Source organism: Streptomyces antnestii, from assembly GCF_004005495.1.
GTDB lineage: Bacteria > Actinomycetota > Actinomycetes > Streptomycetales > Streptomycetaceae > Streptomyces > Streptomyces antnestii.
In genome coordinates this window covers 362063-387935 of sequence record NZ_RZYA01000001.1, presented here as the reverse complement: position 1 = coordinate 387935, position 25873 = coordinate 362063, and the positions used below count along the sequence as shown (strand labels likewise).

The 25873-nt window shown below is 72.3% G+C and carries 19 protein-coding genes; 11 read left to right on the top strand and 8 right to left on the bottom strand.

The window, feature by feature from the left end; translation table 11 throughout:
- Positions 1-114 precede the first annotated feature (114 nt).
- Genes EOT10_RS01610 through EOT10_RS01600 form a run of 3 tightly spaced genes read left to right on the top strand, consistent with a single transcriptional unit; the run spans position 115 to position 3527 of the window.
- The gene (locus EOT10_RS01610) at positions 115-1464 is read left to right on the top strand and encodes an amino acid permease (RefSeq protein WP_431313245.1); all 1350 of its coding nucleotides are present in this window, start codon (positions 115-117) and stop codon (positions 1462-1464) included.
- 45 nt (positions 1465-1509) lie between these two features.
- Positions 1510-3003 (top strand): aldehyde dehydrogenase (NADP(+)), encoded by a 1494-nt coding sequence (locus tag EOT10_RS01605; protein WP_127826187.1) that lies wholly within the window; start codon positions 1510-1512, stop codon positions 3001-3003.
- A 56-nt stretch (positions 3004-3059) separates the two neighbouring features.
- The gene (locus tag EOT10_RS01600) at positions 3060-3527 is read left to right on the top strand and encodes a peroxiredoxin (RefSeq protein WP_127826186.1); all 468 of its coding nucleotides are present in this window, start codon (positions 3060-3062) and stop codon (positions 3525-3527) included.
- Between the two features lie 22 nt (positions 3528-3549).
- Here the strand turns inward: EOT10_RS01600 and EOT10_RS01595 are convergent, their stop codons facing one another.
- Both EOT10_RS01595 and EOT10_RS01590 read right to left on the bottom strand, forming a co-directional pair.
- Positions 3550-4869 carry a radical SAM protein gene (locus tag EOT10_RS01595; RefSeq protein WP_127826185.1) on the bottom strand — a complete coding sequence of 440 codons (1320 nt, stop codon included), beginning with the start codon at positions 4867-4869 and terminating at the stop codon, positions 3550-3552.
- Positions 4870-4933: 64 nt separating this feature from the next.
- On the bottom strand, positions 4934-5629 hold the full coding sequence (locus EOT10_RS01590; protein ID WP_127826184.1) for a pyridoxamine 5'-phosphate oxidase family protein: 696 nt from the start codon (positions 5627-5629) through the stop codon (positions 4934-4936).
- Positions 5630-5843: 214 nt separating this feature from the next.
- Between EOT10_RS01590 and EOT10_RS01585 the strand changes: the two genes are divergently transcribed.
- From EOT10_RS01585 to EOT10_RS01570, 4 genes are all read left to right on the top strand, one after another.
- A complete protein-coding gene (locus EOT10_RS01585) occupies positions 5844-8684 on the top strand; it encodes a glycoside hydrolase family 2 TIM barrel-domain containing protein (RefSeq protein ID WP_223280777.1) in 2841 nt (946 codons plus the stop codon).
- 114 nt (positions 8685-8798) lie between these two features.
- A complete protein-coding gene (locus EOT10_RS01580; protein ID WP_127826183.1) occupies positions 8799-9710 on the top strand; it encodes an SAM-dependent methyltransferase in 912 nt (303 codons plus the stop codon).
- Positions 9711-9757: 47 nt separating this feature from the next.
- Positions 9758-10672: a homocysteine S-methyltransferase gene (gene mmuM / locus EOT10_RS01575; RefSeq protein ID WP_127826182.1), complete on the top strand. Its 915-nt coding sequence runs from the start codon at positions 9758-9760 to the stop codon at positions 10670-10672.
- A gap of 74 nt (positions 10673-10746) precedes the next feature.
- Positions 10747-11172, top strand: a complete 426-nt coding sequence (locus EOT10_RS01570) for a VOC family protein (RefSeq protein WP_189490972.1) — start codon at positions 10747-10749, stop codon at positions 11170-11172.
- On the opposite strand, the gene EOT10_RS01565 is transcribed toward EOT10_RS01570, so the two are convergent.
- Positions 11169-12356 carry a M20 family metallopeptidase gene (locus EOT10_RS01565; RefSeq protein ID WP_127826181.1) on the bottom strand — a complete coding sequence of 396 codons (1188 nt, stop codon included), beginning with the start codon at positions 12354-12356 and terminating at the stop codon, positions 11169-11171. The genes EOT10_RS01570 and EOT10_RS01565 overlap by 4 nt on opposite strands.
- Positions 12353-13762, bottom strand: coding sequence for an MFS transporter (locus EOT10_RS01560; RefSeq protein WP_223280700.1), 1410 nt, complete (start codon positions 13760-13762; stop codon positions 12353-12355). Before EOT10_RS01560 ends, EOT10_RS01565 begins: the two co-directional genes overlap by 4 nt.
- A 169-nt stretch (positions 13763-13931) precedes the next feature.
- Here EOT10_RS01560 and EOT10_RS01555 point away from each other — a divergent pair, with 169 nt between their 5' ends.
- A complete protein-coding gene (locus EOT10_RS01555; RefSeq protein ID WP_189490969.1) occupies positions 13932-14948 on the top strand; it encodes an Lrp/AsnC family transcriptional regulator in 1017 nt (338 codons plus the stop codon).
- A gap of 120 nt (positions 14949-15068) precedes the next feature.
- Here the strand turns inward: EOT10_RS01555 and EOT10_RS41050 are convergent, their stop codons facing one another.
- The 3 genes from EOT10_RS41050 to EOT10_RS01540 all read right to left on the bottom strand — a co-directional run bounded on the left by EOT10_RS41050 (position 15069) and on the right by EOT10_RS01540 (position 19366).
- Positions 15069-16949, bottom strand: coding sequence for an Ig domain-containing protein (locus tag EOT10_RS41050; RefSeq protein ID WP_189490966.1), 1881 nt, complete (start codon positions 16947-16949; stop codon positions 15069-15071).
- A 491-nt stretch (positions 16950-17440) separates the two neighbouring features.
- On the bottom strand, positions 17441-18145 hold the full coding sequence (locus tag EOT10_RS01545; protein ID WP_127826705.1) for a helix-turn-helix domain-containing protein: 705 nt from the start codon (positions 18143-18145) through the stop codon (positions 17441-17443).
- A 33-nt stretch (positions 18146-18178) separates the two neighbouring features.
- A complete protein-coding gene (locus tag EOT10_RS01540) occupies positions 18179-19366 on the bottom strand; it encodes a YihY/virulence factor BrkB family protein (protein WP_127826179.1) in 1188 nt (395 codons plus the stop codon).
- 18 nt (positions 19367-19384) lie between these two features.
- Here EOT10_RS01540 and EOT10_RS01535 point away from each other — a divergent pair, with 18 nt between their 5' ends.
- Both EOT10_RS01535 and EOT10_RS01530 read left to right on the top strand, forming a co-directional pair.
- Positions 19385-21019, top strand: coding sequence for an acyl-CoA dehydrogenase family protein (locus EOT10_RS01535; protein ID WP_127826178.1), 1635 nt, complete (start codon positions 19385-19387; stop codon positions 21017-21019).
- Positions 21020-21316: 297 nt separating this feature from the next.
- Entirely contained in the window at positions 21317-22588 is a 1272-nt protein-coding gene (locus tag EOT10_RS01530; protein ID WP_223280776.1) for a helix-turn-helix domain-containing protein, read from the top strand.
- A 59-nt stretch (positions 22589-22647) separates the two neighbouring features.
- Here the strand turns inward: EOT10_RS01530 and EOT10_RS01525 are convergent, their stop codons facing one another.
- Complete coding sequence (locus EOT10_RS01525) at positions 22648-24687, bottom strand: glycoside hydrolase family 32 protein (RefSeq protein WP_127826176.1); 2040 nt, start codon at positions 24685-24687, stop codon at positions 22648-22650.
- A 151-nt stretch (positions 24688-24838) separates the two neighbouring features.
- Between EOT10_RS01525 and EOT10_RS01520 the strand changes: the two genes are divergently transcribed.
- On the top strand, positions 24839-25864 hold the full coding sequence (locus EOT10_RS01520) for a sugar ABC transporter substrate-binding protein (RefSeq protein ID WP_127826175.1): 1026 nt from the start codon (positions 24839-24841) through the stop codon (positions 25862-25864).
- Positions 25865-25873: the final 9 nt, after the last annotated feature.

Below are 25873 nucleotides of genomic sequence, written 5' to 3'. Positions count from 1 at the left end.
ATACGCCCGGAAAGAACGGCCTCCAGTGGCGGACTGTTCTCCCGGCAAGGAATCTTCCGCCTCAAGCCCGTCTCCTCCTCCGAGGAGGAGAGCACGGGCGGGCTCCGCCGGACCATGGGACTGTGGCAGCTCGTCGCCCTGAGCCTCGGCGGTCTCGTCGGCGCGGGAGTGTTCTCGCTCGCCGGCGTCGTCGCCCACGAGGACGCCGGTCCCGGCGTACTGATCTCGTTCCTCGTCGCCATCATCGCGAGCACCGCCGCCGCACTGTGCTACGCCGAATTCGCCGGCATCGTCCCCAAGGCCGGATCCGCCTATACGTACTCGTACGCCGCGCTCGGCGAGATCGTCGGGTGGCTCATCGGCTGGGACCTGCTCCTGGAGTACACGGCCATCGTCGCCGTGGTGGCGATCGCGGTGTCCGGCTACTTCTCGTACATCCTGGAGCGGATCGGGATCGATCTGCCGTCCTGGATGCTCGGCGCGCCCGGTACCGGGTCCGGCCACAAGGTCGACCTGTTCGCCGCCGTGCTCTGCCTGCTGCTCGCCTTCGTGCTCTCGCGCGGCACCAAGGAGTCGGCGCGCTTCGAGACGATCCTCGTGGTCATCAAGCTCGGCATCGTCGCCCTCGTCGTCGTGGCCGGCGCCTTCCACATCTCCGCGGGCAACTACTCGCCGTTCCTGCCCTTCGGGATCGGCGGCGCGTTCACCGGCGCCGCGACCGCGTTCTTCGCCGTCTACGGCTACGACGCGATGAGCGCCGCCGCCGAGGAGAGCGCCGAGGCCAAGAAGGTGCTGCCGAAGGCGATCGTGATCTCCCTGGCCATCGCGGCCGTCATCTATCTGCTGGTCTGTGTCGTGCTGCTCGGCATGCAGAACTACCGCGACATCGACACCAAGAGCCCGTTCTCCAGTGCGCTGGGCTCCGTCGGCCTCGGCGGTCTCGGCATCGTCGTCGCGGTCGGCGCGATCATCGGCATCACCACGTCCGCGTTCGCCAACATGCTGGCGGTCTCCCGGGTCTGGTTCTCCATGAGCCGCGACGGGCTGCTGCCGCGCTACTTCGCGAAGAACCACGCCACGCGGCACGTACCGACCCGGGTGATCTGGCCGGTGGGCGTCAGCTCGGCGGTCATCGCCGGGTTCCTGCCGATCCGGGAGGCCGCCGACCTCACCAACATCGGCATCCTGGCTGCCTTCACCGTCGTCGCCATCGCCATCGTGGTGCTGCGCCGCACGCGCCCCGATCTGCCGCGCTCCTTCCGCACCCCGCTGGTGCCGCTGGTCCCGGCGATCGGCGTGGCCTTCTCCCTCTGGCTGATCGCCAACCTCGACTGGGTGACCTGGGTGCGCTTCGCCGTCTGGATGGTGCTCGGGCTGATCGTCTACTTCTCCTTCGGCGTCCGCCACTCGGAGGAGAACAAGCCCCACGCCCCGGCGCGGGACGAGCTCCCCGACGACGCATAGCAACTCGCCCTGTTTTCAAGGGAATCGACGAGAAGAGGAAGCACCATGAACACCGTCGCGCGCGACCCCGACCTGGCCGTGACCGCGGCCGCCGCCGCTGCCAGGGAGTGGGCCGGGGCGGCGCCGACGGCCCGCGCCCACGCCCTGGACGCCGCGGCCGACGCCCTGGAGGCGGAGCAGGCGGAGCTGGTCGCGCTCGCCGGGGCCGAGACGCACCTCGGCACGCCCCGCCTCACGGGCGAACTGAAGCGCACCGCGTTCCAACTGCGTTTCTTCGCCAAGGAGTTGCGGGCCGGCACGTTCCTCGACGTCCGTATCGACCGCGCCGACCCGCAGTGGCCCACCGGGCCACGGTCCGAGCTGCGCCGCTACCGCACCGCGCTCGGCCCGGTCCTGGTGTTCGGGGCCAGCAACTTCCCGTTCGCCTTCAGCGTGGCCGGCGGCGACACCGCGTCGGCTCTGGCGGCGGGCTGCCCCGTGATCGTCAAGGCGCATCCGGGCCACCTCGAACTGTCCCGCCGCACCGCCGACATCGTCCAGAAGGCGCTGGCCCGGGCCGGCGCTCCGGAGGGCGTGTCCGGGCTGATCGAGGGCGAGCAGGCCGGGGTGGACGCGCTGCGCCACCCGCTGCTGCGCGCCGCCGCGTTCACCGGCTCCGAGCGCGGCGGCCTGGCGCTCGCCCGGATCGCCGCCGATCGCCCCGAACCCATCCCGTTCTACGGCGAGTTGGGCAGCGTCAACCCTGTCGTGGTGACCCCGGAAGCGGCCCGCGCCCGTGGTGCGGAGATCGCCGAGGGCTACGTCGGTTCGCTCACCCTGGGCGCGGGACAGTTCTGCACCAACCCGGGCCTGCTGTTCACGCCCGCCGACGGGCCGGTGGACGAGATCGTACGGCGACTGCGGGCGGCCCCGGCCGCGCCGATGCTCGGCGACTGGATCAGCGCCGCCTATGTGGACGGAGCGCGCCGGCTCGCGTCGCTTCCGTCGACACGCAAGCTGGTCTGGCCCGATGACGAGGCAGCGGCGGGCCCGAGGCTGCTCGCCATGGACCTGGACACGTTCGCCGGTGACATCGGGGCGGCGGCCACGGAGTGCTTCGGGCCGCTCGGTCTGGTCGTGACGTACGACCGCCTCGAGGACGTCGCCGCCGTGATCGCGTCTCTGCCGGGGCAGCTCACCACCTCCCTGCACGGCGAGCCCCACGAGGGCGGCGAACTCACCGATCTGACGGCGGCGCTGGCCGAGCGCAGCGGCCGGGTGCTGTGGAACGAGTGGCCCACCGGGGTCTCCGTCACCCACGCGATGCAGCACGGCGGCCCCTTCCCCGCCACCACCGCGCCCACCACGACCTCCGTCGGCACGGCCGCGATCGAGCGGTTCCTCCGCCCGGTGGCCTACCAGTCGTGGCCCCCGCACCTCCTGCCGCCACCGCTGCGCGACGACAACCCTTGGGGGGGTGCCGCAGCGGGTCGACGGATAGCGGAGCCCCGGAGACTGTCGTGGCCGGGGCGCTTCCCGGAGATATTTACCGTCCAGTAAGGTCGCGCCTCGGAACCCCGACCCTTCCTGGGTCGCCGAGACTCCGGAGGCCGGTCATGAGCAAGCGCGTCGAAGTGGGCGACACCGTCGAGGACTTCACCCTGCCCGACGAGAGCGGGACCCCGACCTCGCTGTCCGGGCTGCTGAGCGAGGGGCCCGTCGTCCTGTTCTTCTACCCGGCCGCCATGACGCCCGGCTGCACCGCCGAGGCCTGCCACTTCCGGGATCTCGCCGCCGAGTTCGCGGCCGTGGGCGCGCGGCTCGTGGGCGTCAGCGGGGATCCGGTGGAGCGGCAGGCCGAGTTCGCGGGGAAGCACACGCTCGGGTATCCGCTGCTCTCGGACCCGGAGGGCGAGGTGCGCGGGCGGTTCGGCGTCACGCGCGGCTTCTCGCTCGCGCCGACGAAGCGGGCCACGTTCGTCATCGGGCAGGACCGCGCCGTCCTCGAAGTGGTCCGGAGCGAGTTCCGGATGAGCGCCCACGCCGACCGTGCGCTCGCGGTGCTTGGCGAGCGCACGGCCTGAGCGTCCGTCCGGTGCGCCGGGGTCAGCCGGCCTGCGCCGGCTCCGGCGCCAGGCTGTCCATGAACGAGCTGACGGAGAACACCGCGCGGCCCGCGCCCGCCGGACCGTAGCCGGGAGGCGAGGAGAGACCGAAGTCCTCCATCGTCTGCCGGTACGCCTGGAGCAGCCTGATGTGGTACTCCAGCGGCGCGCCCTGCGGGTTGGCCTTGCCGAGCGGCGTGGTGGGCTCGGGGCACCAGGTGGTGAAGCGGGGCGTGATGCCGTGCGACATGAAGAAGCGCAGGCCCTCGGTGGTGGAGGCGATGGCCTCGTCGACCGTGGTGAACCCGGAGGGTGCGGCCATCTCGACGCCCGCGACGAAGTTCGGGATGACGTTGCGCGCGCCGAAGATCTCCGCCGAGTCGAGGATCCGCTTGTGCCACTCGTCGCGGCCGACGTAGCGCTCCTTGCCGGGGCAGTAGAGCTCGAACAGGCGGCGGTCCCACACCTCGTAGTTGGGGTGGTAGATCTGGACGCCGTAGTCCTTGAAGCGCTGCACGTCGTCCTTGGGCAGCGCCTGCGCGACGACCTTGCCGATCCAGCGGCCGGGGAAGTGCTCCTCGATGGCCTTGGCGTACAGGCCGTAGAAGTCGGCCTCGTCGCGGCCCTGGAGCTTGGACGTGATGGCGCCGCCGGTGAGGGTGTAGGCGGTGGACGTCTTCGCCGTGTCGTAGCGGTCGATGATCTCCAGGGCTTCCAGGACCTCGTCGACGTCCTTGACCCCCGTGTAGGGGCGGCCGGCCGCCTTGTGCTGGCGCCAGTTGTGGTTGATGTCGCAGTACTGGCACTCCTCCTTGGCGCCGAAGTACTGGCAGACCCGGAAGACGGTCAGATAGATCAGGTAGCCCCACTGGATGGTGGGGGCCACCTCCATGACCGACTTCCCGTTGGACAACTTGTGCCGGTAGTACTCGGGCATCGGCGGGACGCCGACGTCGGAGATCCGCTTCCCGTCGAGGTAGAGCCCGAGCATGCCGTCCTCGTCGGCCGCGACGCGGTACGGCGACGACGGGTTCACGCGGACCGAGACGACGGTGCGGCGCAGGTCGTAGGGGCCGCCGGTGAGGATGATCTCCTCCGGCGGGCGGCGCAGGGCGGCCTCGCCGAGCTCGGGGAGCGTGCCGTGGTCGAAGGAGAAGATGAAGTACGACTTCGGCTTGACGTCGCCCGACTCGTTGTCGCTGAGCGCGGACTTGTCGAACGCGACGCCGCCGCGCAGCAGGTCCTCCTTGAACACCGCTTCCCGCGGCACGTGCGGGAAGCGCTCCATCAGGTCCTCGACCAGCGCCGTGCGGCTCTGCATCCCGTTCTCCTCAGCTCCCGGAACTTCACTGCTCGAGAACTCACGGTATGCCCCCGGTGGCCGGTCAGGCGTGCCGGGTCCCCGCGCGCGCCACGATGTGTGCGGGCGCCTTGATGCCGTGGGGCAGCAGCGGGTCGGCGGTCGGCGCGCCCCAGCGGGAGGTCAGGGGCAGGGTGCCGGCCCAGAGGCCGAGGGCGGCGTCGGGCCCGTCGCCGTCGTCGGGGGCGCCGGTACGGATCTTGACGGAGGCCTCGTCGAGAGACAGCTCCAGGAGGGTGGTGGCGGCGAGCTCCTTGCGGCTGGGCTGCCGGGCGTACGTCCACTGGCCCGGGGTCGCGTGCTCCGTGAGACGGCGCAGGCCGGCCAGTTTCTCGTCCGTGTCGGTGATCGCGCGGGGTACGCCGTGGATCATGGCGCTGCGGTAGTTCACGCCGTGCTCGAAGACGGAGCGGGCGAGGACCAGGCCGTCGACGTGGGTGACGGTCACGCAGACGGGGGCGTCGGGGTCGGCGGCCAGGCTGCGGCTCGCGACCGATCCGTGCAGGTAGAGCCTGGTGTCGTCGCGGCCGTAGACGGTGGGGACGACGACGGGGCGGCCGTCGACGAGGACGCCGAGGTGGCAGACGAATCCGGCGTCGAGGATCGCCTCGAGGTCGGAGCGCTCCAGGCTGCCCTGCTCGCGGAGCCGGCTGTGCCGGGTGCGGTCGGTCTGCGGGAGCGTGCGCGACAGCGTCGTCGCGGGGGTCTCGGTCTGGGTCATGCGGTCGGACGCTACTCCGTGACGATCACCGCCTCGCGGGCGGGGACGCCTCCGCGCGCCGCTTTCCCCCACCCCTTGCCGGAACCCTTGTCGGAAGCGGGCGGGCGGCCCTAGCGTCGTCGAGGTGTCCCGCTCCCAGGTGAACCGCTCCGCGCCGTCCCGCCCCGAGGACTCCGCACTCCCCTACTACGAGGCACTCCCCTACTACGAGCAGGTGTCCCCCGGGACCGGCGGTGTCGCGCCGCGTTCCTGGTACGCCGCCTCCGACGCCGCGTCACTGTCCCTTGACGGCCGGTGGCGTTTCCGGCTCTCGGCGACGGCGGACGCCCACGACGACTCCTTCGCGCTCCCCGGCTACGACGCGTCGGGCTGGCCGGAGTTGACGGTGCCGGGGCACTGGGTGCTCCAGGGCGAGGGGGCGTACGGGGCACCGGCGTACACGAACACCGGCTATCCGTTCCCCGTCGACCCGCCGCGCGTCCCGACGGAGAACCCGACCGGCGATCATCTGCGCGTCTTCGGCCTGCCGGACGACTGGCCGGCGTCGGGGGCGTCCGTGCTGCGCTTCGAGGGCGTCGAGTCGTGCGCGCGGGTCTGGCTGAACGGCGAGGAGCTCGGGGAGTTCAAGGGCTCCCGGCTCCCCCACGAGTTCGCGGTGGAAGGGCTGCTGCGGCCGGCGGGCAACGTCCTCGCCGTGCGCGTCCACCAGTGGTCGTCCGGCTCGTACCTGGAGGACCAGGACCAGTGGTGGCTGCCCGGTGTCTTCCGTGCGGTCACGCTGCGGCACCGGCCGGACGGCCCGGCGTACGACTTCTTCGTGCACACCGCGTACGACCACCGCACCGGCCTGGGCACGCTGCGGGTCGAGGCGGGGGCGGGCGGGCGCGTCACCGTGCCCGAGCTGGGTGTGGACGTGCCGGCCGGGGAAGCGGTGACGGTGCCCGTGGAGCCGTGGACGGCGGAGACGCCACGCCTGTACGCGGGTGAACTGGCCACGCCGGGCGGCGAGACCGTCCCCTTCCGCGCCGGATTCCGCACCGTCGCCGTGGAGGACGGCGTCCTCAAGGTGAACGGGCGGCGGATCCTTTTCCGCGGGGTGAACCGGCACGAGTTCCACCCGGAGCGCGGCCGGGCCGTGGACGAGGCGACGATGCGCCACGACGTCCTCCTCATGAAGCGGCACAACATCAACGCCGTGCGGACCTCGCACTACCCGCCGCACCCCGCCTTCCTCGACCTGTGCGACGAGTTGGGGCTCTGGGTGATCGACGAGTGCGACCTGGAGACCCACGGCTTCACACACGACGGATGGCGCGGGAACCCCGTCGACGACGAGCGCTGGACCCCGGCGCTCCTGGACCGCGCGGCACGCATGGTGGAGCGCGACAAGAACCACGCCTCGGTGGTCATGTGGTCGCTCGGCAACGAGTGCGGAACCGGCGCGGGGCTTAGCGCGATGGCCAGGTGGATCCGCGACCGCGACCCGTCGCGCCCGCTGCACTACGAGGGCGACCCGTCGTGCGCCGACACCGACGTCTACTCACGGATGTACGCGGACCACGCCGAGGTCGAGCGCATCGGCAGGCACGAGGACGACGACGGCCCCGCGACGCGCCGCCAACTCCCGTTCATCCTCTGCGAATACGGCCACGCCATGGGTAACGGACCCGGCGGGCTCTCCGAGTACCAGCGCCTCTTCGAGACGTACGAACGCCTCCAGGGCGGCTTCGTCTGGGAGTGGATCGACCACGGGATCAGGGACGCGCGGTACGGGTACGCGTACGGCGGCGACTTCGGGGAGGAGCTGCACGACGGCAACTTCGTCTGCGACGGTCTCCTCTTCCCCGACCGCACGCCGTCCCCCGGGCTCGCCGAGTACAAGAAGGTCGTCGAGCCGGTCCTGATCGAGGGCGACGGGCCGGCCGGCACGGTCCGCGTCACGAACCGGCACGACTTCGCGGACCTGGGGCATCTCTCGTTCTCCTGGTCGTTCGAGGCGGACGGCGAGCCGGTGGAGTCGGGTCGGCTCGCCGTGCCGCCGCTCGCGCCCGGCCGGAGCGCGGACGTCAAGCTGCCCGCGCCGCCGGACGCGCCGCGGGGCGCCGAGACGGGGTGGACGGTGCGGGCGGTGCTGGCCGAGGACACGGCGTGGGCGGACCGGGGCCACCTGGTCGCGTGGGGTCAACTGCCCGTGTCCGGGCGGCAGTCGGTCGTTTCCGCGAGCGGCGCCGCGCCGGTGCGGGGCGCGGACGTGATCACGCTCGGCCCGGCCGTCTTCGACGCGCGCACGGGCGACCTGCGGGCGGTCGGCCCGGTGCCCGTCGCGGGGTTGCGCCTGGACATATGGCGGGCGCCGACGGACAACGACAACGGCGCCGACTGGCAGGCGGGCCGGCGGTTCGGCCCGCAGTGGCGCGCGGCAGGCCTGCACCGGATGCGGCACCGGCGGGACCAAGTCGCCCTGGAATCCGATGCGTTGACCGTGCGAACCCGGGTGGCGCCCGCCGCCGGGCAGTTCGGGCTCGGCGCGGAGTACCGCTGGACGGCGGACGACGCGGGCCGCCTCACGCTCACGGTCTCGGTGACGCCCGAGGGCGACTGGCGGGTGCCGCTGCCGCGCCTGGGCGTGCGGCTCGGCCTCCCGTCCGGGGCGACGCACGCGCGCTGGTTCGGGGGCGGGCCAGGCGAGGCCTATCCGGACACGCGGGCGGCGTCGCTGCTCGGCCGGTGGGAGGCGTCCGTCGACAACCTCCAGACGCCGTACGTGCGTCCGCAGGAGAACGGTGCGCGGGCGGATGTGCGCCGGGTGGAGATCGGCGGCCTGCGGGTGGACGGCGAACCGGAGTTCTGGTTCACGGCCCGCCGCTGGACGACGGAGCGCCTTGACGCGGCCGGGCACCGCACGGACCTGGTGGCCGGGGACACGCTCTGGGTGAACCTCGACCACGCCCTGCACGGCATCGGCTCCCAGTCCTGCGGCCCGGGCCCGCTGCCGCGGCACGTGCTCGACGTGGCCCCGGCGACGTTCGCCTTCACGTTCTCGGCGGTGGAGTGAGCACGACCGCACGGGAGTTGATCACGAATACATGCCCGTAGGGACTAGGTTGTTGTCCCTGCAACAACCCGAACAACGACCCACCACCGAACCAGCTACAAGGGGATGGCCTTCATGGGTGACGACGCTCCCACGCACGACTCCGCCGAGCGGCTGCACCAGCGGATCGACAGCTCGAAGGCGCATCCGGCGCGGGTGTACGACGTGTTCCTCGGCGGCAAGGACAACTACGCGGCCGACCGGGACGCGGCGGCCGCCGCCCTCGCGGCGAACCCGCGCGGCTACCTCGACGTGCGGCACAACCGCGACTTCATGCGGCGCTCGGTGAACTACCTGACGCGCGAGGCGGGCCTGCGCCAGTTCCTGGACATCGGCACGGGCCTGCCGACGCAGGAGAACGTCCACCAGGTCGCCCAGCGCGTCGCGCCCGAGTCGCGGATCGTCTACGTCGACAACGACCCGGTGGTCCTCGCGCACGCCCGCGCCCTTCTCGCCAGCGGCCCCCAGGGCGCGACCGCGTACATCGACGCGGACCTGCGCGACCCGGCGAAGATCCTCCAGGAGGCCGCCCGGACCATCGACCTGGACGTGCCCGTCGCGCTCGGCCTCGTGGCGATCCTGCACTTCATCGAGGACGCGGAGGCGTACGACATCGTGCGCAGCCTGGTGGACGCGCTGCCGGTGGGCAGCGCGCTGTTCCTGAGCCATCTGACCTCCGACCTGAACGCGGAGAACATCGCCAAGGTGGCGCGGACGTACCACGAGCGCGGTTTCACGTTCGTGCTGCGTTCGGCGGACGAGGTGCGCCGGTTCTTCACGGAGAACGGCCTGGAGATCGTCGAGCCGGGCATCGTGCCCGCCCACCACTGGCGGCCCGACCACGTGTCCGACCGCGAAGCGGACAAGGTCCACGACGCGGCGTACGTGGAGAGCCTCGACCCGATCGAGCAGACCATGTACCGCGACATCAACGACGTCACCGACGACGACATCAACGTGTACGCGGCGGTCGCCTTCAAGCGCTGACCGGAGGACGAGGGTCCAGGAGTCCACGGGTCGGCTAGCGTCGTCGTATGACGCCTCGCTCACTCACGGAAGCCCTCGCCGCCGGCCCGGTCGTCCTGGACGGCGGGCTCTCCAACCAGCTGGAGTCCGCCGGGTACGACCTGAGCGACGAGCTGTGGTCGGCGCGGCTGCTCGCCGAGCGGCCCGAGGCGATCGTGGCCGCGCACCTCGCGTACTACGAGGCGGGGGCGGAGGTCGCGATCACGTCGAGCTACCAGGCGACGTTCGAGGGGTTCGCCCGGCGCGGTGTCCCACGCGATCGGGCAGCCGAACTCCTCGCGCAGAGCGTCGAGTTGGCCCGTGAGGCGGCCCGGCTCGCGACGGCGAAGGGGGTTCACGGGCCGCTGTGGGTGGCCGCGTCGGTGGGGCCGTACGGGGCGATGCTGGCCGACGGTTCGGAGTACCGGGGCCGCTACGGCCTGACGGTGGACGAGCTCGAAGTCTTCCACCGGCCGCGCCTGGAGGCCCTCGCCGCGGCCGGGCCCGACATCCTCGCCCTGGAGACCGTGCCGGACACCGACGAGGCGCGGGCCCTGCTGCGGGCCGTGCGGGGGCTCGGCGTCCCGGCGTGGCTGTCGTACAGCGTCGCCGGGGGCCGGACGCGGGCCGGGCAGCCGCTGGAGGAGGCCTTCGCACTGGCCGCCGACGCGGACGAGGTCGTCGCGGTGGGCGTCAACTGCTGCGCCCCCGAGGACGTGGAACCCGCGGTGGCGCTGGCCACGCGCGTGACCGGGAAGCCGGCCGTGGCCTATCCGAACAGCGGCGAGTCCTGGGACGCGGGGGCGCGCGGCTGGCGGGGCGAGGCGACGTTCACCGCCGACCGCGTGAGCGGCTGGCAGCGGGCCGGGGCGCGCCTGATCGGGGGCTGCTGCCGGGTGGGCCCCGACCGGATCGCGACGCTCGCGGCGGCGCTCCGCCGCTGACCTCCGGGTACGGCGCGGCGGCGGTGTCCGATTCGTTCAAGACCCGGGCGCGTTCGCGTCCCTACGGTGGGGCCATGACCGAGATCACCGCACGCTTCGACGCCGTGGGCATCGTCGTCTCCGACATGGCCGCCGCCGTCACCTTCTACCGCCGCCTCGGCCTCGCGTTCCCCGCGGGGTCCGAGGAGCAGCCGCACGCCGAGGCCGTCCTGCCCGGGGGCCTGCGCGTCCTGCTCGACACCGAGGAGACCGTCAGGTCCTTCCACCCGTCCTGGCGGGCACCCGCCCGCGGCGCCTCCCGGCACGGCCTCGCCTTCGACTGCGGCGACGCGGCCGGGGTGGACGCCGTCTACGAGGAGCTGCTCGCCGCCGGGTACGACGGGGAGCTCAAGCCGTGGGACGCGTTCTGGGGCCAGCGGTACGCCACCGTGCTCGACCCGGACGGAAACGGGGTCGACCTGTTCGCACCGCTGGCCGCCGACCAGGGCGACACCCCTTAATCGCGGTTCGCCCGGCGCTTGCGTACGCCGTCGAGCAGGCGGTCGCGCTGCGCCCCGGACGTGGCGAGGTCGACGCCGACGAGGGCGAGGGCCGTCGCGCCGTCGAGGACCGCGAGGTCGGCGCCCGGGGTGGTGCCGTAGGCCGTGAACTCCGGGGTGTGCTGTTTCGCGCCCCCGGTGTCGTAGCCGACGGTGGGGTGGATGGTGGGGACCAGGTGCGACACGTTGCCCATGTCCGTCGACGCCATGCTCTCGCCGTGTCGCGACAGCACGGTACGCCCGAGCCCGCGGGCCGCCGCCTCGTACGCGTCCGACATGAACGGGTCCTGCCGCAGGTCGGCGAAGTCCCGTCCGTGGGCGCGCACTTCGAGCGTCGCGCCGGTCGCGAGGGCCCCGGCCTCGAAGCAGGCCCGGATCCGCCGCCAGGCCTCTTCGAGCTGTTCGAGGGTGCGGGCCCGCACTTCGTAACGGGCGGCGGTACGGGCCGGGATGACGTTCACGGCCTGGCCGCCGTCCGTGACGATGCCGTGCGCGACGACGCCGGGCGGGAGCTGCTGGCGCAGCAGGCCGATCGCCATGTGGGCGAGGGTCATCGCGTCGAGCGCGTTGACTCCCTCCCAGGGGGCGATCGCGGCGTGCGCGGGCTGTCCGTCGTACGTGATGTCCCAGGCGCCGATGGCCAGGGAGGAGGCGCCGACGCTGTCGTGGGCGTCGGCGTGCACCATCATCGCGGCGGCCACGTCGTCGAAGACACCGGCGTCGAGGAGAATCGCCTTGCCGCCGAAGTCCTCCTCCGCGGGGGTGCCGATCAGTTTGACGGTGACGCCGAGTTCGCCGGCGACGGCGGCGAGTCCGAGCGCGGCGCCGACGGCCGCCGCGCCGTTGACGTTGTGGCCGCAGGCGTGGCCGATGCCCGGCAGGGCGTCGTACTCGGCGCAGAACGCGATGACGAGGTCGCCGGTGCCGTAGGTGGCGACCAGGGCGGTGGGCAGGCCGCCCGCCCCGGTGGTGACGGTGAATCCGGCGCTCTCCATGAGGGCGGCGATCCGTGCCGCGGCGCGGTGTTCCTCCAGGGCCGTCTCGGGTTCGGCGTGCAGGCCGTGGCTGAGCCCGACGAGCTGCCGGCGCCCGGCCTGTACCGCTGCCGCGACCGTCTCGCGGGCGGTCGTGGTGGTGTCCGTCATGCGAGTTCTCCGCTCGTCTCGGGCTGTCGTACGGGGGTCGCGCCCTCGGCGCGCGGGGTGCGGTAGCGCAGCGCGAGGCCTGCGCCGGCGAGCGCCACGGCGGCGCACGCGCCCCAGCCCCACAGGTAGCCGGACTCGGCGATGTGCGTGGTGCCGCGCTGGACGTGGGCGGCGAAGAACATGCCGATCACGGCGGCGCCGATGGCCGCGCCGAGGGAGAGGGCCAGTTCGTTGAGGCCGACGGCGAGGGCGGTCTCGTGCTCGGCGACGACCTCGGCCGACACGGACCGGGTGATCGACTCGAAGACGCCGGTGGCGAGGCCGACGACGAGGGCGCAGGTGACGTACTGCGGGAGCGTGTCGTGGAAGAGGATCATGCCGAGGAAGCCGAGTGCGATCAGCGCTCCGCCGAGGGCGAGGACGGCGCGGTCCCCGGCGCGCGCGGCCAGGCGCGGGGTCAGGGTGGAGCCCGCGAAGCCGGCGACGACCATGGCCAGCGAGACGGTCGCGATGGCCTGCGGCCCCAGGTCCATGCCGTAGCCGGTCTCGGCCCGTGAGGAGCCGAGGAAGAAGGCGTTGGCGCCGAGGAAGCCGATCGTGCCGAAGGCGGCGCAGAAGGTGTGGGCGCTGACGACCGCGAGCCGCGGGTTGCTGAGCATGCGCACGCTGACCAGGGGTTCGGCCGCCGCGCGTTCGACCATGACCCAGGCCACGAGGACGACGACGGCGACGACGGCCAGGCCAAGGGTGAGGGGCGACGTCCAGCCCCAGGCGCCGCCCTGGGCGAGCACGAGGACGAGCGCGACGAGACCGGCGGTGAGGAGGGCCGCGGCGCCGTAGTGGAAGCTGCCGCCGCGCGGTGTGTCGCTGTCGGGCAGGAGCAGTCCCGCGAGGACGGCGAGGGCCGCGACGGGCACGGCGGTCCACAGGCCGGCGACCGCGTGCCGCTCGCTGAGCGCGCCGGCCACCAGGCCACCCACGCCGATCGCGATGAGCAGGACGCCGACGAGGAGGGAGATGCCCCTGCGGTTCTGCTCGGGCGCGCGGGACCGCAGGATGCCCACGAGCAGCGGGAAGAACCCGACCACGGCGCCCTGGAGCGAGACGCCGACGGCGAGGGCCGTCGCGGACGGCCACACGGCGATGAGGAGGGATCCGCCCGCCACCATCGCGAGGGAGATCCGCAGGAGCCTGCGGTGTCCGTGCTGGTCGCCGAGGCGCGACAGGAGCGGGGTGAGCACCGTGGCGGCGACCTGGAACAGCAGGTAGATGTTGTTCTGGCCGACCGAACCGAGGTGCAGGCGCTTGCCGACCTCGGGCAGGAGCGGGGTCAGATAGCCCTGGACGATGCCGCTGAACAGGATGACGACGGCCATGGTCGCGAGCAGGCCGGGGCCGGAGCTCACCGCTCCCGCGCGTCCTGGCCGCGTTCCTGTTCCCGTTCCCGTTATGCGTGTGGGCACAGCTTCACCTCTGGATGTTCTGGTGGCCGGAACCGAATGTGGTCGCTACTGTGCGGGCCGAGGCGCGGACGGCCCCGAATATTCATGGATTCGTACGTACGGAGTGCTTGTGATGCGAGAAACGGTCACCGCCAGCGAGCTCGACCTCGCCCTGGTGAACGCCCTCCAGCTGCGGCCCCGGGCGTCCTGGTCGGAGCTCTCGCCGCTGCTCGGCGTGACCGCGGGCACCCTGGCGCGGCGCTGGGAGCGGCTGACCGGCGCCGGGCTCGCGTGGGTGTACGCGGCGCCGGGCCGTGAGTTCTCCGGCAACCGCTGCACGGCCTTCGTGCTGGTGCGCTGCCGTCCGCAGGAACGGGAGCGGCTCCTCGCGGAGCTGACGCTGCTCCCGGAGGCGGTGACGGTCGAGGTGACGGCGCCCGGCAGCGCGGACCTGCTGCTCGACGTGCTGGCCCCCGACCTGCCCTCGCTCAGCCGCTTCCTCACGCAGGGCCTGGAGCGGCTGCCGGGCATCGAGTCGGTGAGCGCCCTGCTCGCGACCTCGCTGTACGTGGAGGGGAGCCGCTGGCGGCTGCGTTCCCTCGACCCCTCGCAGCTCACGGCGCTCGGCAGTCAGACGGCGGCGCAGGAGCCGGTGAGCGGGCTCGGGCTCGACCCGGTGGACCGGGCGCTGCTCGGCGAACTGGTGCGGGACGGGCGTCTCGGCCTCGCCGAACTCGCCGAGCGGACCGACACCAGCCCGGCGACGGTGCGCCGCAGGCTGCGCCGGCTCACGGACTCCGCGGTCCTGACGTTCCGCTGCGACATCGCCGACGCGCTCGCCGGGCATCCCGTCCCGGTGTCCCTGCTGGGCCGGGTGCCGGCCCGCGACATCGGCGCCGTCCACCGCACGCTGGCCGCGCTCCCCGAGTGCCGAGTGGTGGCGGCCGTCACGGGTCCCGCGAACGTCTTCGCCACGCTGTGGGTGCACGACCTGGGTGACATCCAGCGCCGGGAGACCGCCCTGTGCGCCCGGCTGCCCACGCTGACGGTGACGGACCGCATCGTGGGCCTGCACACGGTCAAGCGCATGGGGCATCTGCTCGACGAGGAGGGACGCCGCATCGGCGTCCGGCCGATCTCGCCCTGGTGAGCGGGCCTGGTGCGGGGAACGCGAGCGCCGCGACGCGAGGTGCGCGGCGCGGCGCGGCGGCGACGCGGTCGAAGGAGTGCGGGGGCGGGCCGTCCGGCTCGCCCCCGCGGTGGTGGTGTGTCAGGAGACGGTCACGTCGTCGTAGTACGTGTAGGTGGCGTCACCGGTGTAGTTGTCGTCCGTGTTGGTGAGGGTGAGCGTGTAGCTGTGGCCTGCGGTCAGGGACCCGGTGGCCTGCTTCCAGCCCGCGCCCAGGGTGCAGGTCTTGCCGAGGACGGTGGCGGTCGTGCCCGTGGTGTTGTCCTTGAGGGTGGCCGTCGCCCAGTCGTACGTCACCGAGTCGGGGCAGGTGACGTCGTACGAGAAGGACACCTTGGTGGTGCCGCTCGGTGCGGTGAAGGTCTGGGCGACCGAGGACGTGTTGCTCGGAGAGGCCGAGCCGACCGTCGCGCCGTAGCTGCCGGTGTGGGCGGCGCCGGCAGCGGCCGTGGCGCTGCCGGCGGCGGTCCAGCCGGACAGGCTGCCGGCTTCGAAGCCGCCGTTGGTGACGCCCCCTCCGCCGGCGGCGGAGACGGTCCAGCCGAACGACGTGCTGCCGGAGGCGCCGGTGGAGTCCGTGGCTGTCACGTTCACCGTCGAGTTACCGACGGTGGTGACCGTTCCGCTGATCACTCCGGTGGAGGAGTTGATCGACAGGCCGGCCGGCAGGCCGGTGGCCGAGTACGTCAGGGTCTGTCCGCTCGCCGAGTCGGACGCGCTGACCTTCAGCGAGACGGCCGTGTTGACCGTGGTGGTCTGGCTGCCGGGGTTGGTGACCGTCACGGTGTTGCCGGTCGATCCGCCGACGATCGGGTGCGAGATGGCGCAGTTGTTGGTGTCGTTGGACCAGCTGGCCTGTTCGGCGAAGGTGCCGGTGCCCATGGTGATGTTGGCCGCTCCCCCCGCGGTACCGGGGTTCAGCCAGGCGCATTCGTCGGAGTTCTCCTGGCCGTTGTAGGAGCTGCCGGTCTGGTTGGTCCAGCCGCCCGCCGGGTTCTGGTCCGACATCATCTCGTGCCACTCGTGGCCGAGCGTCATGGTCCAGCCGTCGAGGGTTCCGGGCGAGTTGACGAAGCCGACGCCGCAGCCCGCGCCCGAGTCGATGTTGTACGGCTGGTTGCTGAACGCGATGTCGCCGTAGGGCGAGTTCACGGCGCCGCCGGTCAGGGTGGAGTCACCGTTGTAGTCGTGCCAGGCGCAGTACTGGTTCTGGTAGCTGTCCGGGTTGGTGCCGTGCGGCGACAGGACGACGTAGTAGGCGTCGCGGTTCGAGGCGGCCGTGGTGTTGCCGAAGTGGGCGGCCGCGTTGACGGCTTCCTGGCCGAGCTGGTGCCCGGACGCGGCGCTGGGTGACGCGGCCGCGTTGTCGTACCACACGCCGGACAGCACGCCACCGCTCTGGTACGGGATGAAGGCGGCGTTCGACGGGCAACTGGTCGCGCCCGCCGACACGTTGGGGCCGTCGCACCACTGGGTCAGGTCGGCGGACCACAGTTCGTTGCCCGTGCCGATGCCCTTGAACATCTGCTGGGCGGCGCCCGCGGCGCCTGCCGAGTCGCCGGAGAACTTGGCGTTCCCGTTGGCGTCCGTGCTCTGCGTGCCCCACTGGTTTCCGTAGAAGACCAGGTAGACCTTCGAGTGCCCGCTCTGGACGCCGATGCCGTCGATGCCGCCGCCGTAGGAAAGCGTCTCGGGGCCGGTCGCCACGTTCGGGGAGGGGTGGGTGGACTGCCAGGACTTCATCTTGGCCTGCTGCTGCCTGGTCGGCAGGACACCGTGCCGGTAGGCGTGCTGGTAGGCCGGGCTGTACGGGTTGGTGACCGAGTGGCTCTTCGTCGAGACCGGGGCAGGGGCGGCGTCCGCCTGGGATGCGGCGGCGACCATGGCGCCGGTGACGAGTGACAGCGACGCGAGTCCGGTCAGGACTCTTCGTGCCGTACCGCGTATGTAGGGGGTACCCATGTGTTGGGGGGATCCTCTCTTCAGCGGATCGCGTGGCGCCGGTCGGCGGGCGATCCGCTCCTGAATTCGGGCAGCGAGGCGCAACGGCGGAGCCGTTCTTCAGTGCTCGTACGGGGTGCCGGGATCGCACTGCGGGAAGGAGAGGGGTGCACGCGCGGCGGTGAACCCCACGGCAGGGCACACCTGTTGGGGCGTACCGGGCTGTGGAGCGTGTGCGCGTCCTCCCGAACCCGCGTCGGCGGGAAGGGTGGGACGGACCGTGACGTGTGACACGGCTTGTGACCCTGATGCTGCGTCATGCGGGTGGTGCGCCGATCGCTGGGCGGAAGCCAAGCAGTGCTGACGTGTCACGGTCAATGGAGGGAAGGCGGACTTTCCCATCCCTTGGCAGACAGGGACGCCGACTTGACCGCGCCGGGGAGGAATCACTACCGGCCCATGGGCGGATGACTACGCCAGGGCGCGGCGATCGGACGGGCCGGGTCGAGCGATCAGACGAGTCGGGTCAGCGGAAGGCCCGCGAGCTCCCGTACGTCGCGTGCCAGATGGGCCTGGTCGGCGTAGCCCGCCCGCGCGGCCGTCTCGGCGAGGGGCACTCCCGCGCGGGCCAGCGCGAGCGCGCGCTGCAGCCGCAGGACGCGGGCCAGGGTCTTGGGGCCGTAGCCGAACACGGCGAGGGAGCGCCGGTGCAGGCGGCGGGCGCCGAGCCCCGCGCTCTCGGCCGTCTCGGCGACGGTGCGTCCCGCGCCGAGCGACGCCACGATGTGGGCCACGACGGGATCGGGCGGCGCGGCGCCCTGTTCCAGGGCGACGGTTTCGAGGGCGGCCGCCGGGTCGGGTGCCGCGTCGACCCGTTCGGTCAGGCACCGCACCCGGTCCGACGGCCACAGGTCGGCGAGATCTACGCGCCGGTCGCGCAGCTCGTGGGCGGGGACGCCGAGGACGGCGGGGGCGGTGCCGGGGAAGAAGCGGATGCCGGCGAACCGGGTGGCGCCCGCGGTGTCGGGGCGGTGGCCGTGCGTGTCGGGTCCGGCGACGAAGAGGCGGCCCTCGGTCCACAGCAGGTCCATGCAGCCGTCCGGCAGGACATCCGGGACAGCGTCCGGGACGGCGCGGGATCCGTCGCCGCCGGGCGTCACGGTGCGGGTCCACAGGACGGCGCCGGCCACACCCCGCGCCGCCCGCTCCCGGTACACGTCCGCCACGTCTTCGAGGCTACGCCGGGGCCGTCAGTTGTGGTTGCGGTGGCCGTGCTTGTCGTGGCCGTGCTCGTCGTGCGGGTGGTCGCCGTTCTTGCGGACGTGCGCGCGCAGCCGTGACGTGACGTCGTCGGGGGGCAGGAACTTCGACCAGCGCTCGGGGAACTCGGACGGCATGTCCGCGCCCTCGGCGTCGTCGGCGTCTTCGGCCCCGTGGTGCGCCTCGCGGTACGCGGAGCGCGCGACGAGCTCCGCGGCCTGCGCGGTGCGCCAGCGTTCGTTGGCGGCGCGGGCGGCCTGGGTCTGGACCGACGGCCAGACCCGGTCGATGGCCGCGTTCACGGCGGCGCCGACGAGGACCGCGAACGCCGAGACGCCGATCCACAGGAGCACGGCGACGGGCGCGGCCAGGGACCCGTAGATGGTCGGGCCCTCGATGGTGCTGGTGATGTAGATGCGGAGCAGGAAGCTGCCCGGCACCCACATCGCGAGGGCCACGAGGGCGCCGGGGACGTCCTCGATCCACGGCGAACGCACCGGTACGGACACGTGGTAGAGCGTCGTCAGGAAGACCACGGACAGCATGAGGACCACGGGCCAGTACAGGACCTGGACGACGGTCTCCGACCACGGGACGAGGGCGATGACCGCGTCGGGGCCCGCGATCATCAGGGGCAGCGCCACCGAGCCGACGACCAGCGCGACGAGGAAGAGCAGGAAGGCGAGCAGCCGGGTCTTGACGATGCCGCGCACGCCGTCGAGCCCGTACATGACGGTCACCGTGTCGACGAACGTGGACACCGCGCGCGAGCCCGACCACAGGGAGAACAGGAAGCCGATGGAGATGACGTCGGGGCGGCCCTTCATCGCGTCCTCGAGGATCGGCCGGGCGATCTCCTTCACGCCCTGGTCGGTCAGGACGGTCTGCGAGGCCTCCAGGATGTGGTCGCGCACGCCGGCGATCGTGTGGGCGCCGGTCCAGGTGTCGACGTAGGCGAGCAGCCCGATGAGGGAGAGGAGCAGCGGGGGCACGGACAGAAGGGTGAAGAACGCCGCCTCGGCCGCGAGCCCCAGGATGCGGTACTCCATGCACGAGTTGACGGTGTCCTTGAGCAGCAGCCAGGCGGTCCTGCGCTTCGACACGTTGCGATAGAGGGCGCGGGCCCGGTGGAGACGGCCTCTGCGTGGCCGGTCGGGTGTTTCTTTTGCCTGGTGCACCTCCTTACCGTATCTGTCATGGCAGCCACCACCCACGCAGTGACCAACCAGGCTCCGCCCCTGGTGGGATATGACGTTTTTGCCGCGGACAAGGTCCTCTCCGAGGGGGTCGAACGGCATCTGGAGCCCGCGCTTCTCGCCGGGGTCCGTGAGGAGCTCGGCATCCTCGGCCGCGCCGCCGGTTCCGCGCACGCGCAGGATTGGGGAAGGCTCGCGAACGAGAACCCGCCGGTGCTGCGCACCCACGACCGGTACGGGAACCGTGTCGACGAGGTCGACTTCCATCCGGCGTGGCACCGGCTCATGGGCAAGGGGGTGGGGGCCGGGCTCACGTCGGCCTGGTCGCGGCCGTCGGGCCATCTGCGGCGGGCGGCCGCGTTCCTGGTGTGGAGCCAGGTCGAGGCGGGGCACACCTGTCCGCTGTCGATGACGCACGCGGCGGTGCCCGCGCTACGGGCCGATCCGGCGCTCGCCGCCGAGTGGGAGCCCCGGCTGACGTCGACGGTGTACGACGCGGGGCTGCGGCCCGCCGCCGCGAAGGCGGGCGTCGTGTTCGGGATGGGCATGACGGAGAAGCAGGGCGGCAGCGACGTCCGCGCGAACACGACGCGGGCGACGCCGCTCGCCGAGGCCGGGACGTACGAGCTGACCGGGCACAAGTGGTTCTGTTCGGCGCCCATGTCGGACGGGTTCCTCGTCCTCGCGCAGGCGCCCGGGGGGCTCACGTGCTTTCTGCTGCCGCGCGTCCTGGAGGACGGTACGCGCAACGCGTTCGCGATCCAGCGGCTCAAGGACAAGCTGGGCAACCGGTCGAACGCGTCGGCGGAGGTCGAGTTCGACGGGACGTGGGCGCGCCGCGTCGGGGACGAGGGGCGCGGGGTGCGCACCATCATCGAGATGGTGGCGGCGACCCGCCTCGACTGCGTCCTCGGCTCGGCGGCGATCATGCGGCAGGCCGTCGCGCAGGCGGTCCACCACTGCACGTACCGCGAGGCATTCGGCGGCCGGCTGCTCGACAAGCCGCTGATGCGGAACGTGCTCGCCGATCTGGCGATCGAGTCGGAGGCGGCGACGACGCTGGCGCTGCGGCTCGCGGCGGCGTACGACGACGGCGGCGAGCAGGAGCGCGCGTTCCTGCGCCTGGCCGTGCCGGCCGCCAAGTACTGGGTGACGAAGCGGTGTACGCCGGTGGCCGCGGAGGCCCTGGAATGCCTGGGCGGCAACGGGTACGTGGAGGAGTCCGGGATGCCGCGGCTGCTGCGCGAGTCGCCGCTCAACTCGATCTGGGAGGGGTCGGGCAATGTGCAGGCCCTGGACGCGCTGCGGGCGCTGCAGCGCGAGCCGATGGCGCTGAACGCGTTCCTTCAGGAGGTCGGGAAGGCGCGCGGCGCCGATCACCGTCTGGACGCGGCGATCAAGGGGCTGCTGACCGAACTGGCCGATCTGGAGGGCGCGGAGGCGCGGGCGCGGCGGGTGGTGGAGCGGCTCGCGCTCGTGCTCCAGGGTGCGCTGCTCGTGCGGCACGCGCCGCCGGAGGTCGCGGACGCGTTCTGCGCGTCGCGCCTCGGCGGGGACTGGGGCTCGGCGTTCGGCACCCTGCCGCACCCCCTGGACCTGCGGGCGATCGTGGAGCGGGCCCGGCCGGTGAGCTGAGCGGAGCGCAGGACCCGAGGTCACGGGGGTGATGCTGCGCCGACACGGCACCACCCCCGCACTTCATGCCCCGTTGAGGAGCTCGCGTGCCACCGGAGCGGCACGACTTCAGCTTCGACCGCCGTACGGCTGTTCGCCAGAGTTGCAAGGGGTTGCAACGTTCGCGGGCCGCCCCTTTCGGCCCCACGGAGGCCCGAGAGGCGGCACGATGTGCACATGCCCCCACGCACCGGTCTGTTTCCAGGAGGACCTGTGACGGAGAAGAACTCGACCGTCGATCTCGGCAAGCTGTCCGTCATGGACTGCTCCCATGCCGCGCGGCTCCTGCAAGGGGTCCGCACCGCGACCCTGTCGGGGCAGCGGCCCCGGATGCTGCCGCGCCCGGTGATCGGCGAGTCCTGGGGCCGCATGCTCCGCAGCGGCGTCGACCCGGACCGTGACGTGCGCTCGGGGCTCCTGAACATCGAGGAGATAGAGGAGCGCCGGCAGGCGTCCCCGCTCCTGGAGATCCTGCCGGTGCTGCGCGAGGCGCTGGTCGGCGTCGCGGACGCGGCGCACCACATCATGGTCGTGTCCGACGCGGACGGGCGCATTCTGTGGCGCGAGGGGAACGCGGCGGTGCTGCGCAAGGCCGACCGGCTCGGCTTCGAACTGGGCGCGGACTGGGCCGAGGAGACGGTCGGCACGAACGGGGTGGGTACGCCGCTGGTGGCGCGGCGCCCGGTGCAGGTGTTCTCGGCCGAGCACTTCGTGGCGTCGCAGCACACGTGGACGTGCACGGGCGCGCCGATCACGGATCCGCGGGACGGGCGGCTGCTCGGCGTCGTCGACGTGAGCGGCCCGCTGGAGACGATGCACCCGGCGACGCTCGCGCTCGTCGGGGCGGTGGCGCAGCTCGCGGAGGCGCGGCTGCGGGAGCGTCATGTGAGCGCTCTCGAACGGCTGCGGGCGGTCGCGGCGCCGGTTCTCGCCCGGATCGGCGGCCGGGCGATCGCGGTGGACGTGCGGGGCTGGACGGCGGCGGTGACCGGGATGCCGCCGGTGGACCGGATCGCGCTGCCCAGGTCGCTGGCGGAGCAGCCGGAGCCTGCGGAGGGGCGGGCGTGGCTGCCGACGCTCGGGATGTGCGCGGTGACGCCGCTGCCGGGCGGCTGGCTGCTGCGGCCCGACGGTCCGGACGGGGAGGCCGGGCCGGCCGGCGGCACCCGGGTCGTCCTGGACGTGAGCAGACCCCGGCGCTGGTCGGTCACGGTGACGGACGGCGCGCGGTCCTGGTCGCACGAGCTGAGCCCGCGCCACGCCGAACTCCTGTATCTGCTCGCCCTGCACCGGGGCGGGCGCAGCGCGTCGGCGCTCGCGCAGGACATGTTCGGCGACCCGACGCGCACGGTCACGGTCCGCGCGGAGATGTCGCGGGTGCGGCGCTATCTCGGCTGCCTGCTCGGGCACCGCCCGTACCGCTTCCGTGAGGACGCGGAGGTGGAGGTGGTGCTCCCGCAGAGCCCGTCGGACCTGCTGCCGCACTCGGTGGCGCCCGGGGTGCTCGGGGCGCGTTCGGCGTCGCCCTGAGCACCCCGTACGCACGGTCACCCTCGCGGGGTCACCTTCGCGGGGTCACCTTCGCGGGGTCACTCCCAGGCGGATCCGAGCCTGGTCAGCACCGCCTTCTTCAGGCGCAGTCGACCGCCGTCCCCTGCCGTGAACTCGATGCCGTCCGACTCGGTGTAGCGCGGGTAGACGCGGGCGGTGAGCGAAGCGCCGTCGGCGGTGAAGGCCTCGATGGACGACCGGTCGATCAGGACGTCCAGGGACAGCACTCCGTCCTTCGGTTCGACGTGCGCCGACCAGGTGCCCGCGGTGCCGTAGCCCGCGTTCCTGGTGTCGAGCGTCAGCGTCCCGGTCGACTTCTCGTAGCGCAGCTCCGCGCCCTCCGCCGAGGACGACCTGAGGCGGACGGTGACCGTGTCGGCGGTGGTGGCGGCCAGGTCGACGTCGGCCTTCAGGCGCGCCGTGTCCCCGCGCCCGATCCGCCGGCTCCCCGCCACCGTCTTGTCCTCGACGGAGGCGATGGTGCCGGTCGTGAGCGAGTCCGCTTCCGCGACGGGGCGCTGGCCGAGGGTGCCGTCGGCGCGCAGGAACAGCTCCCGGGTCACACTCTGGGCGCCGGCCCAGCCGTTGACGCGGGTGGGTTCCTTGGCGTTCCAGTCGCTCATCCAGGCGACGAGCAGCTCGCGGTCCCGGTCGTCGCGGTAGGTCTGCGCGGCATAGGTGTCGCCGCCGCCGTCGAGCACGCCCTTCTTCTCGGCGGTGAACGTCTTCCCGTCGTACGTCCCCACGGCGTAGTGCTGCACGGAGGCGCCGCCCGCGTTGACCGAGGTGAGCAGGACCCACTTGCCGTCGTCGCCGAGCGGGAAGAAGTTGGGGCACTCCCACATGGCACCGTCGCCGGCGTCGCCGGTCGCGAGGACGCCCTCGTACGTCCATGACCTGAGATCGCCGGAGGCGTAGAGGTGGACCTTGCCGCGGCCGCCGTCGCCCGAACCGACCACCATTTTCCAGCGGTTGTCCGTCGGGTCGCGGAAGATCTTGGGGTCACGGAAGCCCGCGGACGATCCGGCGGGGGGTTGCGAGATGACCTCGGTGGGCGCGCCGAAGTGGACGCCGTCCGTGGAGGTCGCCGTCTCGACGGTCTCCGGGGTGGCGCCGGGGTGCGCGGCGGTGTCGGTGAAGCGGGTGTAGGCCACGGTGAGGTTGCCGTTGTCGTCGACGACCGAACTGCCGCTGAAAATACCAGAGTTGTCGGTGGGGGTCGCACGGGGCGGCGGGGTCAGGGCAACCGGCAGGTCCCGCCAGTGCACGGCGTCGGCGCTGTCGGCGTGCGCCCAGTGCATCGGACCCCACTTGGGCGCCTCGGGGTAGAACTGGCTGAAGAGCTGGTGGCGGCCCTTGAACTGGACGAGGCCGTTCGGGTCGTTGATCCAGCCCTGGTAGGGCGTGTAGTGGAACTGCGGGCGCAGCGAGTCGGCCGAACGGTCCACCGTGGTGGGCCGGCCGGCCTGGCCGAGCGTGCGGAAGGTGAGGCCGTTGTCGTCGCGGGTGGCGGCGGCGCCGGTGCGGACGTCATCGACGTCGATGTGGCCCCAGCCGCCGCTCTTGCGGTCGACGACCTCGAGGTGGACGCGCTGCCCCTGCCAGCGGGCCGTGTCCCAGACGATGCGCAGGTACGCCTCGTCGTCGGGTCCGGTCTGCCTGAGCAGTTCCTTGCCGTCGCTGTCCCGTACGAGGGCGACGTACAGCTTCTCGGGGTCCCAGCCTCCGCCGACGAGGAAACTGATGCGTGAAGTCGCCGCGAACGAGGACGACTTGAGGGTGCCGGTCGCGTCGTCGCCGGCGGCGGCGTAGCCCCAGAGGTGGTAGTCGCCCTTCTGGTGGAAGGGCAGCTTCTGGTCCCAGTAGGTGTCGGCGGCGCTGACGGCTCCCGGGCCGAACGCGTCTCCGGTGGCGGTCCATCCCGTCAGGTCCCCGGTCTCGAATCCGGGGTTGACGGGGCCGCTTTCGCGGGGCGCCGCGTGGGCCCCGACGGGGCCGGTGACCACGGCGAACAGGGCCGCGGCGGTGATCAGGCAGGGCGTGCGCAGTGGTGCGTTCCAGGTTCTCCAGCGGCTCATCTGGATGACCTCCGTTGCCAACTCGTGATGGACAAGGGGCATTGACGGTGTGCGCCGCGGAGTCCATCATCCTGGCCTGTCGATGTCAACGTTGACATAAGTCAACGCTGACATCGCTTCTGTGGCTTTCGACGTTTTAGGGAGAAGCGCGATGAAGCGCAGCACGAGCCGCTCCACCCTGTCCCTCGCCGCCTGCACCCTGGCTGCGTCGCTGGCGCTCACCGGATGCGGTGAGGGCGCCAAGGGCTCGTCCGGGGCCGGGAGTTCCGGCGGCGGCAGGCCCAAGGTCGGCCTCATCACCAAGACCGACACGAACCCGTTCTTCGTCAAGATGCGGCAGGGCGCCGAGCAGGCCGCGAAGAAGAGCGGAGCCCGACTCACCACGGCCGCAGGAAAGTTCGACGGCGACAACGAAGGCCAGGTCACCGCGATCGAGAACATGGTCGCCGCCGGCGTCAAGGGCATCCTGATCACTCCGAACGACTCCAAGGCGATCGTCCCCGCCATCGAGGCGGCCCGCGCCAAGGGCGTCCTCGTTATCGCCCTCGACTCCCCCACCGAGCCGCAGTCGGCGGTCGACGCGCTGTTCGCCACGGACAACCTCAGGGCGGGCGAGCTGATCGGCCAGTACGCGAAGGCAGCGATGAAGGGCAGGAAGGCGAAGATCGCCACGCTGGACCTGGCGCCGGGCGTCGCCGTGGGCCAGTTGCGTCACGACGGATTCCTCAAGGGCTACGGCCTCGCGAAGGGCGACCCGTCCGTCGTCTGCTCCCAGGACACGGGCGGCGACCAGTCCAAGGGCCAGACCGCGATGGAGAACTGCCTCCAGAAGGCCCCCGGCATCAACGTCGTCTACACGATCAACGAGCCGGCAGCTCTCGGCGCGTACACCGCGCTGAAGGCCAAGGGTCGCGAGAAGGACGTCCTGATCGTCTCGGTGGACGGCGGCTGCACCGGTACGGAGGCCGTCAAGTCCGGTCGGATCGCGGCGACTTCACAGCAGTACCCCCTCCTGATGGCGTCGAAGGGCGTGCAGGCCGTGGTGGCGTTCGCCAAGGACCCGAAGAACAAGCCGAAGGGATATGTCGACACGGGCGTCCAGCTCATCACCGACAAGCCGGCCACCGGGGTCACGGCGAAGGGCTCGGCGTACGGCCTCGACCACTGCTGGGGCTGAGCCCCGCCC